Origin of the sequence: Streptomyces sp. SirexAA-E, assembly GCF_000177195.2 — a bacterium.
GTDB lineage: Bacteria > Actinomycetota > Actinomycetes > Streptomycetales > Streptomycetaceae > Streptomyces > Streptomyces flavovirens.
In genome coordinates this window covers 4597556-4616078 of sequence record NC_015953.1, presented here as the reverse complement: position 1 = coordinate 4616078, position 18523 = coordinate 4597556, and the positions used below count along the sequence as shown (strand labels likewise).

Genomic DNA, 18523 nt, shown 5'->3' with positions numbered 1-18523 from the left:
CGCTTCACGGGGGCGGGCCCCGCGGGGCTCTGGGCGGGCCGGTCCGGACCGCCGGGTCAGCCGGTGATCAGGCCGGTGACCTTGCCCACCAGGGGCAGGTCGGCGAGCGCGCCACCGCTGGTCAGCGGGTCGGTGACGATCGCCGTGGTCACCGGCTTGAAGTCGGCGATCTGGGCGCCCACCGCGTTGTCCAGCGGGTCCGCGCCCGTCCCGGCGAGCGGGTCCAGCTGCAGGTCGGTGACGGGCGCGACCGCGCCCGCCAGCCCGTAGCCGAGCGCGCTGTTCAGCGCGGGCCCCGCCGCGTCGCCGACCGCTCCCAGCGTGCCGTCCGCGGTGTCCGACCCGGTGGCCGGGACGGCGGGCAGGGGTGCCGCCTGGGCCGCCGCCGCGCCTCCCGCGCCGAGGGCCGCGCCCAGCGCGGTGAGGGTCAGACCGGCGCGCAGCAGAGCGCGACGCCGGGGCTTGGACAGTGCATGACGTGCCATGTTTTTCCCACCTGATCGAGCCTGATCGAGTAATCGCTTGCGTGCGCAGAGTAGTTGGCGTGTGATGCTCGATACCAACAGCACCTCCCGGGGATCCCCTGCGCGGGTCGATGCCTCACACTTCTGTCCTGTGAGTTCCCAACCGATCCCCACTCGCGTCGTGCTGCTCGCCGGTCCCTCCGGATCCGGCAAGTCGTCCCTCGCCGCCCGCACCGGGCTTCCGGTGCTTCGCCTGGACGACTTCTACAAGGAGGGCAACGACCCGACCCTGCCGGTGGTCACCGGTAGCACCGACATCGACTGGGACTCGGTGCTGTCGTGGGACGCCGACGCGGCGGTCGCCGCCGTCGCGGAGCTGTGCCGGACCGGCCGTACGCACGTGCCGGTGTACGACATCGCGACGAGCTCGCGGAGCGGTGTGGAGGCGCTCGACATCGCCCGTACGCCGCTGTTCGTGGCCGAGGGCATCTTCGCGGCGGACATCGTGGACCGCTGCCAGGAGCTCGGCCTGCTCGCCGACGCGCTGTGCCTGCGGGGCCGCCCTTCGACGACGTTCCGGCGGCGGCTGGTACGGGACCTGCGGGAGGGCCGCAAGTCGGTGCCGTTCCTGCTCCGGCGCGGCTGGCGGCTGATGCGGGCCGAGCGGCGCATCGTCGCCCGGCAGACGGCTCTGGGCGCGTATCCCTGCGGCAAGGCCGAGGCTCTGGGCCGGCTGGCCGCCGCGGCGGCGGGCCGCTGCCGCCGCGCCCCGGTGGAGGGACGGCTCACGGAACAGGGCGCCGCTCCGGGTCTCGCGGGCGACTGAGGGCGCGGGGCCCGCGGGGCCGACCGGGGACCCTGCGGGCCGACCGAGGGGCTTACGGGACCGGGCGAGGGGCCACAGACCGGCCCCGGGCCCCGTGAACGGCTTGCGGGCCGTACCGGCGTCCCGCGCGGCCGCCGGAGCGGCCACGGAGCCGGACACGGCGAAGCGGGGCCCGACGAGACCCCCCGGCCCGTCCGACCCCGCCTGTACCGCCCCCGTACCGCCGCCTCCCCCGAAGCGGCGGCCTGTCTCCCCCGTCCCCCGTACCCCTCAGGCCACCAGCTCGCCGAAGGACTCCTCCTCGTCACGGCCGAAGCTGAGGACCTCGTCCTCGCGGAGCCGGCGGAGCGACCGCCAGATGCTCGACTTCACCGTGCCGACACTGATGCCGAGTATCGACGCGATCTCCGGGTCCGTGCGGCCCTCGTAGTAGCGCAGGACCAGCATGGTGCGCTGGAGTTCCGGCAGCCGTGCGAGCGCCTGCCACAGCACCGCCCGCAGTTCCGTGCCGCGCATCGCGTCCGTGTCGCCGACCGTCTCCGGCAGCTCCTCGGTCGGGTATTCGTTCAGCTTGCGCCTGCGCCAGGCGCTGATGTGCAGGTTCGTCATGGTGCGGCGGAGGTATCCGCCGACCGCCGCCTTGTCACTGATCCGGTCCCACGCCCGGTACGTCGAGAAGAGGGCGCTCTGCAGCAGGTCCTCGGCCTCGAACCGGTCGCCGGTCAGGTGGTAGGCGGTCGCGTACAGGGAGGCGCGCCGCTCCTGGACGTAGGCCGTGAACGCCGCTTCGGCGTCCTCGGCCCCCGCCAGGGGCTTCCGCTCCCCCGAGCCCTCCCCGTACGCGTGTCCCCCGTTTCCCCCCGCGTGGCCCCCGTTTCCCCCCGTGGGCGCGTCAACCATCGTCAGATGCGACGAGTGCTGACGCCCGGCACCGCGGAAGCACCCCCGCCCTCCCCCGGTGCCGGACTTCTCGGTGCTCCGACCGGTGTCGTGGAGGCGCGTGACAACTGCGCTTGAGGTGGTGCTGTGCAGTGCGTTCATCTCGCGCCCCCCATCGGTGGAGTTCGTCTGTCCTTGTGCCAACGAGCTTGCCGGGGCGATTTCATGGCCCTGTCCTGCGACTGTCACAGGCCTGTCACAAGCCAGGTCAGGGCTCCGCGCGGGTGTCGGCACGCCTCGGGGAAGGGCTCAAGTGGGGAGCGCTGTCGAACTGTGACACCCCCATGGGCCACAATGACCTCCGTGCCTTTCCTGTTGCTGATCGAGGACGACGACGCCATCCGCACGGCCCTCGAACTCTCGCTGTCTCGCCAGGGTCACCGTGTGGCCACCGCGGCGACGGGAGAGGACGGCCTGGAGCTGCTTCGCGAGCAGCGGCCCGACCTGGTCGTGCTGGACGTGATGCTGCCCGGGATCGACGGTTTCGAGGTCTGCCGCCGCATCCGGCGCACCGACCAGTTGCCGATCATCCTGCTGACGGCCCGCAGCGACGACATCGACGTCGTGGTGGGTCTGGAGTCGGGGGCGGACGACTACGTGGTGAAGCCCGTGCAGGGCCGGGTGCTCGACGCCCGGATCCGCGCGGTGCTGCGCCGTGGTGAGCGGGAGTCCACCGACTCGGCGACCTTCGGCAGTGTGGTCATCGACCGTTCGGCGATGACCGTCACCAAGAACGGCGAGGACCTGCAGCTCACGCCGACCGAGCTGCGCCTCCTGCTGGAGCTGAGCCGCAGGCCCGGTCAGGCGCTGTCGCGGCAGCAGTTGCTGCGGCTGGTGTGGGAGCACGACTACCTCGGTGACTCACGGCTCGTGGACGCGTGTGTCCAGCGGCTGCGGGCGAAGGTGGAGGACGTGCCGTCCTCGCCGACCCTGATCCGTACCGTGCGCGGTGTCGGCTACCGGCTGGACACGCCTCAGTGAGCGGTGCCGCGAAGCGTTCCTTCCTCGCGGGTCTTCGCTGGACCAGCCTGCGGCTGCGGCTGCTGATCGTGTTCGCCCTGGTGGCCCTGGTGGCCGCGGTGTCCGCGTCGGGCATCGCCTACTGGCTCAACCGCGAGGCCGTCCTGACCCGTACGCAGGACGCGGCGCTCGGTGACTTCCGCCGGCAGATGCAGAACCGGGCGGCCTCGCTGCCGACGCGGCTGACGGCGGCCGAACTGCGCGACGCGGCCGAGCAGATGGCGAGCAGCAGCCCCGGGTACCACGTGCTGCTGGTCGGATCCCACGACGGCAAGCCGATCGTGGGCTCCTCGAACCTCGACGCGTTCACCAAGCGGGACGTGCCCGAGTCGCTGCAGAAGCAGGTGAACAGGAAGCAGCCGCTCAAGAACGGCGACTCCTTCGAGTACCACCTGTTCTGGCAGCGTACGACCATCGGCAACACGCCCTATCTGGTGGCCGGTACGAAGATCATCGGCGGGGGCCCGACCGGGTACATGCTCAAGTCCCTCGACCAGGAGCGCCAGGACCTCAACTCGCTGGCCTGGTCCCTGGGCGTGGCGACCGCGCTGGCGCTGATCGGTTCGGCGTTGCTCGCGCAGGCCGCCGCGACGACCGTGCTGCGGCCGGTGCAGCGGCTGGGGGACGCCGCGCGGAAGCTCGGCGAAGGCAAGCTCGACACCCGTCTCGTGGTCTCCGGCACGGACGAACTGGCCGATCTCTCCCGCACGTTCAACAGGGCGGCGAGCTCGCTGGAGAAGACGGTCGCGGACATGAGCGCCCGGGAGGAGTCGAGCCGCCGGTTCGTCGCCGACATGTCGCACGAGCTGCGTACCCCGCTGACGGCGATCACCGCGGTCGCGGAGGTGCTGGAGGACGAGGCGGACAGCCTGGACCCGATGATCGCGCCCGCCGTGCACCTGGTGGTCAGTGAGACCCGGCGGCTGAACGACCTGGTCGAGAACCTCATGGAGGTCACCCGCTTCGACGCGGGCACGGCCCGGCTGGTCCTGGACACGGTGGACGTGGCCGACCAGGTCACCGCCTGCATCGACGCACGGGCGTGGCTGGACGCGGTCGATCTGGACGCCGAGCGGGGCCTGATGGCACGGCTGGATCCGCGCCGACTGGACGTCATCCTGGCGAACCTCATCGGCAACGCGCTGAAGCACGGCGGTTCGCCGGTCCGGGTGGCGGTGCGGGCGGACGACGACGAGCTGACCATCGAGGTACGCGACCACGGTCCGGGCGTGCCCGAAGAGGTCCTGCCGCACGTGTTCGACCGTTTCTACAAGGCGAGCGCCTCCCGACCGCGCTCGGAGGGCAGCGGGCTGGGGCTGTCGATCGCCATGGAGAACGCCCACATCCACGGGGGCGACATCACGGCCTTCAACTCGCCGGACGGCGACGGCGCGGTGTTCCTCCTGCGGCTGCCGCGCGACGCCGGCCGGCTGGCGGGCGACCCCGCGGACGAGGACCAGGACACGGACACGGACCGGCCCCGGGACATCGGCCGTCCCGGGGAGCGGGGCCGGGGTGCGAACGGGAAGGACGGCGCGACGTGATGCGCAGCGAGCGTTCGTACGGCGCGGGCCGGGGTGCCCGGCCGGGCGGCGGTCCGGCCGCCGGGGCGCGGGCCGGCCGGGCCGCCGCCGCGCTCGGTGCCGCCGTGGCCTGTGTGGCGCTGGCCGCCGGGTGCGGGATCCGGAGCACGTCGGTGCCGGTGGACGCCGGGGCGGCGCCGTCCCGGGTGCCGTGCCGGACGTCCGGGACGGACACCGGCAACCGGCCGCCGGACAGCCTGACGGTCCAGGTCTATCTCGTGTGCGCCTCACAGCTGGCGCCGGTGGAACGCACGGTCGAGGTCGACGGGTCGGGGTCGGACCGGCTGCGGGTCGCACGGACGCTGCTGGCCCAGTTGCGGCAGAAGCCGTCCGACGAGGAGCAGCGGGCGGGCTTCTCCACGCTGGTACCGGCGGACCTGCGGGTCGGCGGTGCCCGCGCGGGCGATCCGCAGGGCACCCTGCGTCTCAGCGAGCAGCCCGAGGACCTGCCGGCGGAGGCGCTGGCGCAGCTGGTGTGCTCGTACGCGGAGAGCGACGCGGGGGGATCCGGGGGCTCGGCGCTGCTCGGCGGGCCCGGCGCCTACGAGCCGCGGGACTATCTGTGCACGTCGGAGACGAAGAGCCGGCCGACGGAGGCCCCGACGCCGAAGGCCTCCTAAGGGCTTGCCGATCGTTGACACGGTGTCTTGATCTGCACGCTCTTGGGTTCTGCCGTCGAATCCCACGCCCGCATCGGAGGCAGCGACCACGGGCCGGCCCTCGCGGGCGGTACGGTCGGCGACCATCGCATTGTCAGAGCCGCCTGGCACCATGATCGGCGTGACTGAAGCAACTGAGCCTGAAGCGGATGAAGTTACCGGTGTTCTTAACACGCCGGAGGAATGGCGTGTCTTTCTGGAGCGATACGGCGAGCTGTACGTGAAGGTCCGTGCCGACGAAGAAGAGTTGGTCGACCTGCTGGACGACGATCAGCTGGAGGTTCTGGATCGAGGGGGACGGGTTGAGCAGTGGCTGGGTGCAGCTCCCGCCGCAGAGGAAGCCCTGGTTCGATCCGAGGAGCGGCTCGGGGTGCGGTTCCCACCCAGCCTGCGGGGATTCTTCCTGGCGAGCGACGGGTGGACGCGTCTGGACGACTACGTGGACGGCGTCCACCCGTGCGGCCGCGTCGTGTGGATGCGGGACAGTGCCGCCGGCGGACGCGTGATCGACATCTATGCCTCGATACCCGACAACGAGGAAATAGTCGAGTTGTTCCGCCGTTCCGTCGAGATCGCCCGGGGAGAGGACTTCTGGCTGCTCGATCCGACCGACGTCGGACCGGACGGCGAGTGGGCCGCCTACGCGTTCGCACCGAAGTACGGCGACCCGACGAAGTACCCCAGCTTCTCCGCCCTGTTTCAATCCGGGTACGCGGACATGGAGGAGGACGAGGAGGACATGGACTGAGTCGGCTCGCCGACCTTCACGCCCACGTCAGGACCGATCCGTCCCAGGTCAGGTGAGGCTCTGTTCGGTCAGCGTGGAGAAGGTCCGCCGCCTGCAGCCGAGCAGCGCCCCCGACTCACCGATCCGCCGCTGGACCGCGTACCCGTCCAAGGCGGCATGCCGAGCCACGGGGTGTGGTCCGGTCAGTTCTCGATCAACGCCCTGCGGGGAACGCCGCGCGCCGGCCGAAGCCGACCATGACGAGTGCCACGAGTGTGAGAGCGATCATCCCGGCTGGAAGAACCGGTGCGCCCACGCCGTCGACGATCACAGCACCCACGGCACCACCCGCGAAGATCGCCATGTTGAAGGATGTCGTCAGCATCGCGTTCGCCGCATCGGCGTTCTCGCCCGCGGCCTCCCCCATGGCCGTCTGCAACTGCGTCGCCGAGCCGCCGAACGCGAGGCCCCACAGGATGATCGCGAGGAGCACGAGCACAGTGGACTGCTGCGCGGCGGCAAGAAGCGCCGCGGCGACCACGAACAGGGTCACGCTCGCCAGGGTGAGCCTGCGAAGTGCGCGGTCGATGAACACGCCGGTGATCCAGATGCCTCCGAGCGCGGCGACACCGAAGACGAGAAGCGTGACGTCGGGCCTGAGCGCGAGACGCATCTGCTGCAGATAGGAAGCGATGTAGGTGTAGAGCAGGTTGTGCGCGAGCATCCAGACGCATACGACGGCGAGGACGGTCGCCACGCCGGGAATGCCCAGTACCCGGCGGAGCGGAGCGCGTGTCCGTGTCGACTGCCCCGGGGCGTCGGGCACGAGGGACTTCGCGAAGATCATGACGATGACGCTGAGAAGCGACATCACGGCGAAGGACCAGCGCCACCCGACCGTCGAGCCCAGCCAGGCGCCAAGCGGTGTTCCGACGCCGAGGGCGACCGGGGTTCCGGTCATGGCGACGGCGAGGGCACGCCCGGCGTGCTCAGGTGCGGCGATACGCCGGGCGTATCCGGCGAGCATGCCCCACAGCAGACCGGAGAAGGCTCCCCCGACGAACCGGGCGACGAGAGCGACGGTGAACGACGGCGACACCGCGGTGACGGCGTTCGCCACCAGGAACCCGAGCAGGCCCGCGAGGAGGAGCGGCTTGCGCCGCACCCCGCGCGTCAGCGTGATCGCGGGTATCGCCGAGAGGACCGTTCCGATCGCGTAGGCGCTCACGAGCTGTCCGGCGCCGCCTTCGGAGACGTGGAGTCCGACGGCGAGCTGCGGAAGCAGTCCCGCCGGCAGCGTCTCAGTCATGATCACGATGAATCCGGTACACGCCATCACCACCAGCGCCGCGACGGGGAGTGACTCGTGCGCTCGCTCGGGAACCGGCGCGGGACACGTTGTGGTCATCGAGGCGGACCTCCACTAGTTATGGATCGATCGATCCGATATTGACAGGGGGCACCGCGCGCGTCAAACTGGATCAATCGGTCCGTTATGGAGGAGGTTCGTCGTGCCCCCCGCCGGTCGCCCCCGCGCCTTCGACATGGAGGCGGTCCTGGAGGCCGCGATGCTGCTGTTCTGGGAACAGGGCTACGAAGCGACATCGCTGGCCCAGCTCCGCGAGGCCACAGGGCTGTCCTCCGCGAGCCTGTACGGCGCCTTCGACTCGAAGGAGGGATTGTTCGAGAAGGCCGTCGAGCACTACATCGCCGGGCCGGGCAGCGTCACCGACGTCGTGGCCGACGAGGTGGCGAGCCCCCGGGAGGCCATCTCCCTGCTCCTCCACGGCTCGATCAGCATGCAGACCGATACGTCCCACCCTCGCGGATGCCTCGTCGCCCTCTCGGGGACGGTGCGGGCGCCGGGGGCGGGCGAGGCCGGAGCGCGAAAGGTCGTGGCAGCACGTCGCGCTTCGGACCGAGCACGCATCAGGGCGTGCGTCGTGCGCGGTATCGACTCAGGGGAACTCGCCGAGGACACCGACGTGGACGGCGTCACGTCGATGATCCACGGCTTCTTGCTCGGCATCTCGACACAGGTGTGTGACGGCACACCGGCAGGGCACCTTCACACCGCGGCCGACGCCGTGCTCGCGAACTGGGACGCGCAGGGAGGCTGACGCCCACGCGCACCGTACGTCGGCGTCGACCCACGCACAGCTCCTGGAACCGCACGACCGCGGTGAAACGAGTCGCGCCCAGCCGACGGCCCACCTGGCCGCCCCGGCCTGCCGACCACCGTACTGTCGGCAGCCCGTCGATCACCCGAACGACGATGCGAGCCGAGCCAGCGGTCGATGGGGAGGGCGCCCATGGGTCCCCGCGGGGACGGCGAGTACCGGGCCCGGGCAGCGGGGGGGGGCAGGGGCGTGCCGGTCGTCACAGTCCCTTGGCGCGTCCGGGCGGAACCGATCCTGCCGGTCGTGGCGTCTTGGTGCTCGTGCGTCACAGTTCGGACGGCCGGTCCGTCATCCGCTTCCGCGCGGCGGGGGTAGTCCTCCTCCTCGCGCATCTGCTGTTCGTCTGCTGGCTGACCTTGCGCCCGCTGGACGTCCCCTGGGTGACCGCCGCGAACCTGCGGCCCTTCGACGGGATCAGAGCGGACCTGTCCCTCGGTCCGGCCGAGGCGGCGCGCCGGATCGGTGAGGGGCTGGGCGTGCTGGCCCCGCTGGGCGTGCTGCTGCCGATGGCCGGCGGGCGGCTGCTGGTCTCCCCGTGGGCCTCGCTGGCCCGGACGGTCGCGGCCGGGGCCCTGATCTCGTCGGCCATCGAGCTGGGGCAGACGGGGGTGCCAGGACAGGTCGTGGACGTCGACTCGATCCTGCTGAACACGGCCGGGGTGGCGCTCGCCCATCTGCTGGTCGTCCCGGTGTGCCGGGTGCGGCTGCGCCGGGGGAACCGGGCGGGGGCCGGGGATCTCTCGCGGTTCCGGCACGAGTCCCGGGCGCTGCGGAGTGAAGCCCCTCAGGGGGCGACCCCGACGATTTCCAGGGTCGGTATCGCCCCGTAGAGCGATGCTTTGTCCTCCTTCACGCGGGCACCATGGAGATATCGGGAGCACGACGGAGCTGCTCCCGCCACGGTTCACGAAGGAGTTCACCATGGCCGCACTTGTCCGCCCGACCGAAGGCCGCATGATCGGTGGAGTGTGCGCGGGGCTGGCACGCCGCTTCGGCACCTCCGCCGGGACGATGCGCGTGATCTTCCTGGTCTCCTGCCTGCTGCCCGGCCCGCAGTTCCTGCTCTACCTGGCGCTGTGGGTGCTGCTGCCGTCGGAGAAGCGTTCCTCCGCGACGGCCTGGTGACGGCGGGGTCCAGGGGGGAACGGCACGTACGGGGAGAACGGCAGGAGGGCGCGCACCCTGACCGGGTGCGCGCCCTCTGTGCGTGCCGGGGCACGCGAGGCGTGTGAGACCTCAGCGGCCGAGCGGCAGGCCGCTGGTCAGACCGCCGGTGGGCAGGGCGCCGGTCAGGCCGCCGGCGGGCAGGCCGCCGAGCAGGTTGGTGCCCTTCGTCTTCAGGGCGCCGCCACCCTTCTGGTTGCCGCCCTTCTGCTGGTCGAGCAGGCCGCCCGCGGCCTTCTGCACGGTCGGCACCGCGTCGGTCACGGAGTCGAGCGCGACGTTGGCGGGCAGCACGTCGGCCACGGAGTCGACGGGCAGAGCGACGGCGGAGGCGCTTCCCGCACCGGCGGCGGCGAAAGCGGCACCGATTGCGGCGACACCGAGGGTCCTGACAGCAGACTGCTTCATGACATTCATCCTTGGGGAAGGGGATGTGAGCGGCTCTGCAACGTAGTCAGCCCCGCACCCCTCCCGCAAACATCCCCGGACACGGAAAACGGCCGGAATTCCGCGGTCCCGGCCGCTTCCCCGCGCACTCGCTCAGGCGGAGGAACCCGAAGAACCGCTGGTGGTGGACGTCTGACGGAAGAGCCACTCCGACTTCAGCTCGGCGTAACCGGGCTTCACGACGTCGTTGATCATGGCCAGACGTTCATCGAAAGGAATGAACGCTGATTTCATCGCATTGACTGTGAACCACTGCATGTCGTCGAGCGTGTATCCGAATGTCTCGGTCAGCTTCTCGAATTCGCGGCTCATGCTGGTGCCGCTCATCAGCCGGTTGTCCGTGTTCACGGTGGCGCGGAAATGCAGCTTCCGCAGCAGCCCGATGGGGTGCTCCGCGTACGAGGCGGCGGCGCCCGTCTGGAGGTTGGAGGACGGGCAGAGCTCCAGCGGGATGCGCTTGTCCCGGACGTAGGAGGCGAGGCGGCCGAGCTTCACGCCGCCGTCGTCGGCGACCTCGATGTCGTCGATGATGCGGACGCCGTGGCCGAGCCGGTCGGCGCCGCACCACTGGAGGGCCTGCCAGATGGACGGCAGGCCGAAGGCCTCGCCCGCGTGGATGGTGAAGTGGTTGTTCTCCCGCTTGAGGTACTCGAACGCGTCGAGGTGGCGGGTGGGAGGGTAGCCCGCCTCGGCACCGGCGATGTCGAAGCCGACGACACCCAGATCGCGGTAGCGGTTGGCGAGTTCGGCGATCTCCAGGGCGCGGGCGGCGTGCCGCATCGCCGTGAGGAGGGCGCCGACCCTGATCCGGTGCCCGTTGGCGCGGGCCCGGCGCTCGCCCTCACGGAAACCGTCGTTGACCGCCTCGACGACCTCTTCGAGGGTCAGCCCGTCGGTGAGGTGCTGCTCGGGGGCGTACCGCACCTCGGCGTAGACGACACCGTCCTCGGCGAGGTCCTCGGCGCACTCGGCCGCCACCCGGAACAGCGCGTCGCGGGTCTGCATGACGGCGCAGGTGTGGGCGAAGGTCTCCAGGTACCGCTCCAGCGAACCGGAGTCCGCCGCCTCACGGAACCAGACGCCGAGCTTGTCCGCCTCCGTCTCGGGCAGGGCCTCGTACCCCTGGGCCGCGGCCAGCTCGACGATGGTTCCGGGGCGCAGGCCCCCGTCGAGGTGGTCGTGCAGCAACACCTTGGGGGCGCGGCGGATCTGGTCGGGACCGGGGACGTTCGGGGTCTGGCTCATCATCTGGGCACTGTAGCGCCTACGCGCGTAGATCGCTGCCCCCGATGCGTAACAGTGACTGCGAAGTCGGATGGAATACACCTGGCCTTCTGACACTGTTCTGTCATGGCACAGCGCGCACTTCCCCAGCCCTGCGCGAGGCTGGGACGGGCCGTCCACACGGCCGGGACACTATCCGAGGTCAGCGGCGTGGTCCTGCTGCTCCCGGACGGCGAGACCGACTCGCGTCGCCGTCCCTCCCCCTTGTCGTACGCCGCCCAGCTGCCGTTCGCCCGGACCCTGGCCCGGGCCGGCGTGGAGGACGGGCTCGCCGTGCACGTGGTCCGCTACCGCTGCCGCGGCTGGAACCCCGGGGCCGACCCGGTGGCCGACGCCGACTGGGCCGCCGACGAGGTCCAGCGGCGGTACGGCGACGTGCCGGTCTGCCTCGTGGGCCACGGGATGGGCGGCCGGGCGGCCCTGCGGGCGGCCGGGCACACGGCCGTCACATCGGTGCTGGCGATGGCGCCCTGGCTGCCCGAGGCCACCGCGCCGGAGCCCCGCCCCGAACCGGAGCCGGTCAAGCATCTGGCGGGGCGCCGGGTGCTGATCGTGCACGGCACGAACGACGCGCGCACGAATCCGGAGCTCTCCTACCGGCTGGCCGAACGCGCCAAGAAGACCAACCGCGACACCTGCCGGTTCGAGGTGCACTCCGACGGGCACGCGCTGCGCCAGCACCGCTCCGAAGTGGTCGCGCTGGCGGTGGACTTCGTGCGGGGCTCGCTCTTCGCCCGCTCGTACGCCCGCCCGGTCGTGGACGCGTTCGCCGCACCACCGCCGCTCGGGCTGCGGATGCCGCTGGCGGCCGGTTTCGGGCAGTCGCTGCGGCACTGACGGGCCCCCGGAGGTACGCCGCTCAGTCCGGCAGCAGGTGCCCCCGCCGCGACAGCAGGAAGCGCTTGAAGGCCGCCACCGGCGGGGTGTCGGGGTGGCCGTCCAGCCAGGCGACCCCGATCTCGCGGACGGCGCGCGGTGCGGTGACGGTCAGCTCGACCACACCCGGCCTCGCCACCGCGGGCGGCGGCAGCAGCGCCACCCCGAGCCCGGCGGCGACCAGGCCGCGCAGGGTCTCGGCCTCCTCGCCCTCGAAGGCGACGCGCGGGGTGAACCCGGCCTCCGTGCAGAGGTCGTCGGTGATCCGCCGCAGGCCGTACCCCGGCTCCAGGGTGACGAACGCCTCCTCGGCGGCCTCCGCGAGGCGCACGCGCCGGCGGCCGGCCAGCCGGTGGTCGTCGGGCACCACGAGGCGCAGCCGCTGCTCGTCGAGCCGGCGGGCCACCAGGTCCGGCGCGTCGGGCACGGGCGAGGTGAGGCAGAGGTCGAGGCCGCCGGCCCGCAGCCGCTCGATCATCGCCTCGCCGTAGTTCTGGACGAGCTGGAAGCGGACCCGGGGGTGGTCGGCCCGGAAGGCGCGGATGAGGGAGGGCACGGTCTCGGAGCCCATCGTGTGCAGGAAGCCGAAGGCGACCTTGCCCGCCGTGGGGTCGGCGTCGGCCCGGACCGAGTCGGCGGCCTTCTCCACCTCGGCCAGGGCGCGTTCGACCGAGCCGAGGAAGGTGCGTCCGGCGGGGGTGAGCGAGACCGTGCGGCCCCGGCGGGCGAACAGGGCGACGCCCAGGTCCTGTTCGAGCCTGACCATGGCGCGCGACAGCGTCGACTGCGGGACGCCGAGCTCGTGGGCGGCACGGGTGACGTGCTCGTGCCGGGCCACCGCCTCGAAGTACGCGAGGCGGGGAGCGAGGACGGCACGGATGTCTTCTTCGTAACTACTCGGTGACAGCCGGGCCTGTGAGCTGGATTGATGCGCCATGGGAACGATTATGGCGACTTCATGCATTGGACGCATCAAAACTCCCGGCCTACGTTCACTGTATGCCTCCTGCCAGTACCGGGGCGTCCACCATCACGCTGGGCGCCTCTGCTTCGTCATCCGCCGCCGTCACCCCGGGCGCGCCCGCGACCCCCGCACCGGCCACCGCCGACCGCCTCGAGCCGGGCCGCCCCGGCTACCGCCGGATGAGCTTCGCGCTCTTCGCGTCCGGTGTCGCGACCTTCGCCCTCCTCTACTCCACCCAGGCCCTGCTGCCCGCCGTCTCCGCCTCCTTCGGCGCGACGGCCGGACAGGCGAGCTGGACGGTCTCCGCGGCGACCGGGGCACTGGCCCTGTGTGTCCTGCCGCTGAGCGCGCTCTCCGAGCGCTTCGGGCGACGGCAGATGATGACGGCGTCCCTGACGGTCGCCGTACTGGTCGGGCTCCTCGTGCCGTTCGCCCCGTCCCTCGGCTGGCTGATCGCGCTGCGCGCCGTCCAGGGCGCGGCCCTGGCCGGACTGCCGGCCTCGGCGATGGCGTATCTCGCCGAGGAGGTGCGGCCCAAGGCCCTGGTGGCCGCGATCGGTCTCTTCGTGGCGGGCAACAGCATCGGCGGCATGAGCGGCCGCATCCTCACCGGCTGGGTCGCCCAGCTGTGGGGCTGGCGCATGGCGCTCGGCGCGGTCGGGCTGCTGGCCGTCGGCTGCGCGGTCGTCTTCCACCTGATGATCCCGAGGGCACGGCACTTCACGCCCGGTTCACTCAACCCGAAGGCCCTGGCGAAGACCGTCGGCACGCATCTCGCCGACCCGCTGCTGCGCCGGCTCTACGCGATCGGCGCCCTGTTCATGACGGTGTTCGGCGCCGTCTACACCGTGATCGGCTACCGGCTGGTCGAGGCGCCGTTCGACCTGCCGCAGGGCATCGTCGGTTCGATCTTCCTGGTCTACCTGGTGGGTACGGTCTCCTCCGCCGCGGCCGGCCGGCTCGTCGCGCGGCTGGGCCGCCGGGGCGCGCTGTACCTCGCCGTCTCCACGACGGCCGCCGGTCTGCTGCTCTCGCTGGCCGACCGACTGGTGGCGGTCCTGCTCGGCCTGGTGCTGATCACGGCCGGTTTCTTCGCCGGGCACGCGGTCGCCTCGTCCTCGGTGAGCCGTACGGCGACGACGGGCCGTGCCCAGGCGTCGGCGCTCTACCAGTCGGCGTACTACCTGGGTTCCAGCGCGGGCGGCACGCTCGGTGCCGTCGCCTTCCACGCCGGGGGCTGGGGCGGCACGGTCGTCCTGGGCCTCCTCGCGGTGCTCGGCGTCGTGACGATCACCCTCTTCGGCACCCGGGCCGCCCGCACCGAGCGCCGGAGCGCCCCGCTGTCGGCCGCCGCGCACAACTGAGGGCCTTCCCCGCACAACCGCCGCTCCCCCGCGCGCGTCCAACAAGCGGAGTCACCACCGCAGCGAGCGCGAAGGGGAGCCACGCGTATGCGCATCTCGGGGAAGACACACGGCGTACGGGCACCGCGCGGGGCCGTGCTGTCCGTCGCCGGCCTGCTGGCCGCACCGGCCCTGGTCCTGGGCACCGGGACGTCCGCGCAGGCGGCGTCCTGCACGGCGTCGAAGGGGCCGTACCAGAAGCAGGTCGAGAAGTACCTGAAGCGGCCGGTGGACGGTAGGCAGTCCACCGCCGACTGCAAGGCGATCCGGACCTTCCAGGCGTCCAAAGGGATCACCCCGGCCGCCGGGTACGCCGGCCCGGTCACCTGGCGCACCATGAAGACGATCACCGCCCAGAAGGCGGCCGGGAAGAACCCGAACAAGGCGAAGAAGTGCCCCACGAACAAGGGGCGCATCGCGTGCGTGGACCTCACCCGGCAGCTGAGCTGGATCCAGGACGGCGCGAAGCTGAGGTTCGGGCCCGTGCCGGTGCGCACCGGCCGCGACGGCGCCGAGACCCGGACCGGGGCCAAGAAGATCTACTGGCGCAACATCGACCACTGGTCGACGCTCTACGACGTCCGCATGCCGTACGCCCAGTTCTTCGACGGCGGCCAGGCGTTCCACTCTGTCACCAAGTCCATGTACGACAACCCCGGTTCGGCGGGATGCGTGAACATGCGTCCGGCGGACGCGAAGTCATACTGGAATCTGCTGAAGAACGGCGACGACGTCTTCGTCTACGGACGCAAGCCCGGTACCTGACCTGCGGTTTGCTCGCTTCCCACCCCGGTTGTCAGTGGTCTGGGGTAGCTTCCCCAGTGCCGGGTGAGCGGCGTCACAGCGCAAGCAGGGGTGAGCGATGAGTGATCGGACGGCAACGGCCTCGGCCGGCATCGACAGTCGTCTGGAGGGACACCGGGTCGAGCTGACGGGTTACTGCTACCGGATGCTCGGCTCGGCCTTCGAGGCGGAGGACGCGGTCCAGGACACGCTGGTGCGCGCCTGGCGCAACTTCGACAAGTTCGAGGGCCGTTCCTCGCTGCGCTCCTGGCTCTACCGGATCGCGACCAACGTCTGCCTGGACATGCTCAAAGCGGGCAACAAGCGGGCCAGGCCGGTGGATCTCACCGGCCCGACCCCGCTGGCCCAGGCGGCGCTCAACCCGCTCCCGGAGAACACCTGGCTGGAGCCGATGCCGGACGGCCGCATCCTGCCGTCCCTCGACGATCCGGCGGAGGCCGCCGTCGCCCGGGAGTCGGTGCGCCTGGCGTTCGTCGCGGCGCTCCAGCACCTGCCGCCCAAGCAGCGCGCGGTGCTGATCCTGCGGGAGGTGCTGGCGTGGAGGGCGAGCGAGGTCGCCGAGCTGCTCGACACCTCGGTCGCCTCGGTCAACAGCGCCCTGCAGAGGGCCAGGGCGACCCTCGCGGACACGGACCGCTCGGCGCCGGACACGGCGAACCCGCTGGACGAGGAGCAGCGCAAGCTCCTGGACCGCTATGTGGCGGCCTTCGAGGGGTACGACATGGCGGCGCTGACCGCGCTTCTCCACGAGGACGCCGTGATGACCATGCCGCCGTTCGACCTCTGGCTCCGGGGGCACGACGACATCACGGGGTTCATGCTCAGCATCGGCGCGAGTTGTGCGGGTTCGAAGCTGGTGGCGACCGAGGCCAACGGCACCCCGGCCTTCGCGCACTACAAGCCGAATCCGGACGGCCCGGGTTTCGTGCCGTGGGCGGTGCAGGTCATCGATGTGTCGGGCGGGGTCATCACCGGCATGCACTGCTTCCTGGACACCCCGCGCTGGTTCCCGCTGTTCGGCCTCCCGGACCATCTGGACGGGGACGCGGCTTGAGGCCACCCAAGGGCTGTCCCGTACACGCAAGGCCCGGAGACCGGTGCCGGGGCTACGGACCGGCACCGGGCCACTCCTCGACCGCCGCCGTCTCCGCTCCCACCACGCGTGACAGCCCCACCAGGCCGAGCAGGGTGTGGAGTTCGTCGGACACGTTGCGCACCCGCAGCCGGCGCCCGGCCCGGCGCGCGACGAGCCCCAGCCGGGCCAGTGCCTCGACCAAGACCAGGTCCGCGCACACCACGGCCCCGACGTCACAGTCCACCGCGGCCGTACCGGGGGCGCTCAGCAGCGCCTCCAGCTCGGCGCAGAGCCCCGGCACGTCGGCCCGGGTGACCCGGCCGGTGACGACGAAGGCGAGGGGGGTGTCGGCATCCACATGGAAAAAGACCGCCACCGCCCCGGAAACTCATCGGGCCGGGGCGGCCTGGCTCACCCGGCCGGGAGAACCCCCGTGTCCGGATCCAGGCCGAACGGCTTCGGCGGCGTCAGCGTCCCGCCGTACTCGACCGCTTCCAGGACCCGGTAGGTGCCGTCGTTCGCGGTGACGATCGCCTCGATGATCTCCACCTTGCAGCCCTCGGGCGCGTCCGTCTCCTCTCAGATCCGGACGAGGGCGTCCCAGTCCTGGCCGCAGCCCGACACGGGATCGACGGTGAGTGCGCTCGTGGCCGTCTCCTCTTGTCGCTGCGTCACCGATAACAGCATGCCGAACGGGACCGGTGCAGGTCCACCGGTCCCGTTCACCCGAGAGAAGAAACCGCAAGTCAGGCGATACGTTCCCGCACCACTGGCGTGGCGGTGAAGGGCGTGCCGGCGGGGGCGATGTCGTACGAGCCGGGCAGGGTCTCCAGGGCGTACGCGAACTTCTCGGGGGTGTCCGTGTGCAGGGTCAGCAGCGGCTGGCCCTCGGTCACGGTGTCGCCCGGCTTCGCGTGCAGCTCGACGCCCGCGCCCGCCTGCACCGGGTCCTCCTTGCGGGCCCGGCCGGCGCCGAGGCGCCAGGCGGCGACGCCGATGTCGTAGGCGTCCAGGCGGGTCAGCACCCCGGAGGAGGGGGCGGTGATCACGTGCTGCTCGCGGGCCACGGGGAGCGCGGCGTCCGGGTCGCCGCCCTGGGCGGAGATCATGCGGCGCCACACGTCCATGGCGGAGCCGTCGGCGAGGGCCTTCTCCGGGTCGGCGTCCTTGAGCCCGGCGGCGTCCAGCATCTCGCGGGCGAGCGCCAGGGTCAGGTCGATCACGTCCTGCGGGCCGCCGCCGGCGAGGACCTCGACGGACTCGCGTACCTCCAGGGCGTTGCCCGCGGTCAGGCCGAGCGGGGTCGACATGTCGGTGAGCAGCGCGACCGTCCGGACACCGCTGTCGGTGCCGAGCGCGACCATGGTGGAGGCCAGTTCGCGGGCGTCCTCGATGGTCTTCATGAAGGCGCCGGAGCCGACCTTGACGTCCAGGACGAGCGCCCCGGTGCCCTCGGCGATCTTCTTGGACATGATCGAGCTGGCGATGAGCGGGATCGCCTCGACGGTCCCGGTGACGTCGCGGAGCGCGTAGAGCTTCTTGTCGGCGGGGGCGAGCCCGTCGCCGGCCGCGCAGATGACGGCGCCGGTGGTGTCCAGGACGTCCAGCATCTCGGCGTTGGACAGGAGCGCGCGCCAGCCGGGGATCGACTCCAGCTTGTCCAGGGTGCCGCCGGTGTGGCCGAGGCCCCGGCCGCTGAGCTGCGGGACGGCGGCACCGCAGGCGGCGACCAGCGGGGCGAGCGGCAGCGTGATCTTGTCGCCGACGCCGCCGGTGGAGTGCTTGTCGGTCGTGGGACGGGACAGCGCGCCGAAGCTCATCCGCTCGCCGGAGGCGATCATCGCGGCGGTCCAGCGGGCGATCTCGGTGCGGTTCATGCCGTTCAGCAGGATCGCCATGGCCAGCGCGGACATCTGCTCGTCGGCGACCTCGCCGCGGGTGTAGGCGTCGATCACCCAGTCGATCTGCTCGGGGCTGAGTTCGCCTCGGTCCCGCTTGGTGCGGATGACGGAGATGGCGTCCATGTCCTGGGAGTCCTTCCGGCCGGGTGCGTACGCGAGAGTCGTCTCTGACTCTACGCGCATAGAGATAGGGGGATCACCGGGTGG

At 71.6% G+C, this 18523-nt stretch carries 21 protein-coding genes; 12 read left to right on the top strand and 9 right to left on the bottom strand.

The genetic code is table 11. From position 1 onward, the window contains the following. Positions 1-56 precede the first annotated feature (56 nt). A complete protein-coding gene (locus SACTE_RS20740; RefSeq protein ID WP_014047969.1) occupies positions 57-485 on the bottom strand; it encodes a hypothetical protein in 429 nt (142 codons plus the stop codon). A 64-nt stretch (positions 486-549) separates the two neighbouring features. Here SACTE_RS20740 and SACTE_RS20735 point away from each other — a divergent pair, with 64 nt between their 5' ends. Then, positions 550-1290 (top strand): uridine kinase, encoded by a 741-nt coding sequence (locus SACTE_RS20735; RefSeq protein WP_014047968.1) that lies wholly within the window; start codon positions 550-552, stop codon positions 1288-1290. Between the two features lie 270 nt (positions 1291-1560). Here SACTE_RS20735 and SACTE_RS20730 read toward each other — a convergent pair whose 3' ends face one another. Next, positions 1561-2331 carry a SigE family RNA polymerase sigma factor gene (locus SACTE_RS20730; protein WP_014047967.1) on the bottom strand — a complete coding sequence of 257 codons (771 nt, stop codon included), beginning with the start codon at positions 2329-2331 and terminating at the stop codon, positions 1561-1563. Between the two features lie 201 nt (positions 2332-2532). Between SACTE_RS20730 and afsQ1 the strand changes: the two genes are divergently transcribed. The 4 genes from afsQ1 (at position 2533) to SACTE_RS20710 (ending at position 6239) form a co-directional block, all read left to right on the top strand. After that, a complete protein-coding gene (gene afsQ1, locus SACTE_RS20725) occupies positions 2533-3210 on the top strand; it encodes a two-component system response regulator AfsQ1 (protein WP_176724363.1) in 678 nt (225 codons plus the stop codon). After that, complete coding sequence (locus tag SACTE_RS20720) at positions 3207-4793, top strand: HAMP domain-containing sensor histidine kinase (RefSeq protein ID WP_014047965.1); 1587 nt, start codon at positions 3207-3209, stop codon at positions 4791-4793. Before afsQ1 ends, SACTE_RS20720 begins: the two co-directional genes overlap by 4 nt. Further along, the gene (locus SACTE_RS20715; RefSeq protein WP_014047964.1) at positions 4790-5452 is read left to right on the top strand and encodes a hypothetical protein; all 663 of its coding nucleotides are present in this window, start codon (positions 4790-4792) and stop codon (positions 5450-5452) included. The genes SACTE_RS20720 and SACTE_RS20715 overlap by 4 nt, the downstream gene beginning before the upstream one ends. A 151-nt stretch (positions 5453-5603) precedes the next feature. Next, a complete protein-coding gene (locus tag SACTE_RS20710; protein WP_026359196.1) occupies positions 5604-6239 on the top strand; it encodes an SMI1/KNR4 family protein in 636 nt (211 codons plus the stop codon). A gap of 193 nt (positions 6240-6432) precedes the next feature. On the opposite strand, the gene SACTE_RS20705 is transcribed toward SACTE_RS20710, so the two are convergent. Then, entirely contained in the window at positions 6433-7554 is a 1122-nt protein-coding gene (locus SACTE_RS20705) for an MFS transporter (RefSeq protein ID WP_226995238.1), read from the bottom strand. Positions 7555-7729: 175 nt separating this feature from the next. Here SACTE_RS20705 and SACTE_RS20700 point away from each other — a divergent pair, with 175 nt between their 5' ends. From SACTE_RS20700 to SACTE_RS20690, 3 genes are all read left to right on the top strand, one after another. Beyond that, entirely contained in the window at positions 7730-8338 is a 609-nt protein-coding gene (locus SACTE_RS20700) for a TetR/AcrR family transcriptional regulator (RefSeq protein ID WP_014047961.1), read from the top strand. Positions 8339-8652: 314 nt separating this feature from the next. Next, positions 8653-9228: a VanZ family protein gene (locus SACTE_RS20695; RefSeq protein WP_014047960.1), complete on the top strand. Its 576-nt coding sequence runs from the start codon at positions 8653-8655 to the stop codon at positions 9226-9228. 91 nt (positions 9229-9319) lie between these two features. Next, a complete protein-coding gene (locus SACTE_RS20690; protein ID WP_014047959.1) occupies positions 9320-9523 on the top strand; it encodes a PspC domain-containing protein in 204 nt (67 codons plus the stop codon). Positions 9524-9634: 111 nt separating this feature from the next. On the opposite strand, the gene SACTE_RS20685 is transcribed toward SACTE_RS20690, so the two are convergent. Both SACTE_RS20685 and SACTE_RS20680 read right to left on the bottom strand, forming a co-directional pair. Further along, complete coding sequence (locus SACTE_RS20685) at positions 9635-9970, bottom strand: hypothetical protein (protein WP_014047958.1); 336 nt, start codon at positions 9968-9970, stop codon at positions 9635-9637. 132 nt (positions 9971-10102) lie between these two features. After that, positions 10103-11257 (bottom strand): adenosine deaminase, encoded by a 1155-nt coding sequence (locus SACTE_RS20680; RefSeq protein ID WP_019993574.1) that lies wholly within the window; start codon positions 11255-11257, stop codon positions 10103-10105. A 102-nt stretch (positions 11258-11359) separates the two neighbouring features. On the opposite strand from SACTE_RS20680, the gene SACTE_RS20675 reads away from it, so the two are divergent. Next, the gene (locus SACTE_RS20675) at positions 11360-12130 is read left to right on the top strand and encodes an alpha/beta fold hydrolase (RefSeq protein WP_078492648.1); all 771 of its coding nucleotides are present in this window, start codon (positions 11360-11362) and stop codon (positions 12128-12130) included. Between the two features lie 22 nt (positions 12131-12152). On the opposite strand, the gene SACTE_RS20670 is transcribed toward SACTE_RS20675, so the two are convergent. Then, complete coding sequence (locus tag SACTE_RS20670; protein ID WP_019993573.1) at positions 12153-13106, bottom strand: LysR family transcriptional regulator; 954 nt, start codon at positions 13104-13106, stop codon at positions 12153-12155. A 62-nt stretch (positions 13107-13168) separates the two neighbouring features. Between SACTE_RS20670 and SACTE_RS20665 the strand changes: the two genes are divergently transcribed. From SACTE_RS20665 to SACTE_RS20655, 3 genes are all read left to right on the top strand, one after another. Further along, positions 13169-14497 (top strand): MFS transporter, encoded by a 1329-nt coding sequence (locus SACTE_RS20665; protein WP_014047954.1) that lies wholly within the window; start codon positions 13169-13171, stop codon positions 14495-14497. Between the two features lie 87 nt (positions 14498-14584). Beyond that, complete coding sequence (locus SACTE_RS20660) at positions 14585-15301, top strand: L,D-transpeptidase family protein (protein ID WP_014047953.1); 717 nt, start codon at positions 14585-14587, stop codon at positions 15299-15301. 97 nt (positions 15302-15398) lie between these two features. Beyond that, the gene (locus tag SACTE_RS20655; RefSeq protein WP_014047952.1) at positions 15399-16394 is read left to right on the top strand and encodes a sigma-70 family RNA polymerase sigma factor; all 996 of its coding nucleotides are present in this window, start codon (positions 15399-15401) and stop codon (positions 16392-16394) included. 52 nt (positions 16395-16446) lie between these two features. On the opposite strand, the gene SACTE_RS20650 is transcribed toward SACTE_RS20655, so the two are convergent. The 3 genes from SACTE_RS20650 to SACTE_RS20645 form a co-directional block, all read right to left on the bottom strand. After that, positions 16447-16773 (bottom strand): STAS domain-containing protein, encoded by a 327-nt coding sequence (locus SACTE_RS20650; protein ID WP_019993572.1) that lies wholly within the window; start codon positions 16771-16773, stop codon positions 16447-16449. A gap of 53 nt (positions 16774-16826) precedes the next feature. Continuing rightward, on the bottom strand, positions 16827-16964 hold the full coding sequence (locus SACTE_RS34645; RefSeq protein WP_014047950.1) for a hypothetical protein: 138 nt from the start codon (positions 16962-16964) through the stop codon (positions 16827-16829). A gap of 197 nt (positions 16965-17161) precedes the next feature. Beyond that, positions 17162-18439 carry a thymidine phosphorylase gene (locus SACTE_RS20645; RefSeq protein WP_014047949.1) on the bottom strand — a complete coding sequence of 426 codons (1278 nt, stop codon included), beginning with the start codon at positions 18437-18439 and terminating at the stop codon, positions 17162-17164. Between the last annotated feature and the right edge of the window lie 84 nt (positions 18440-18523).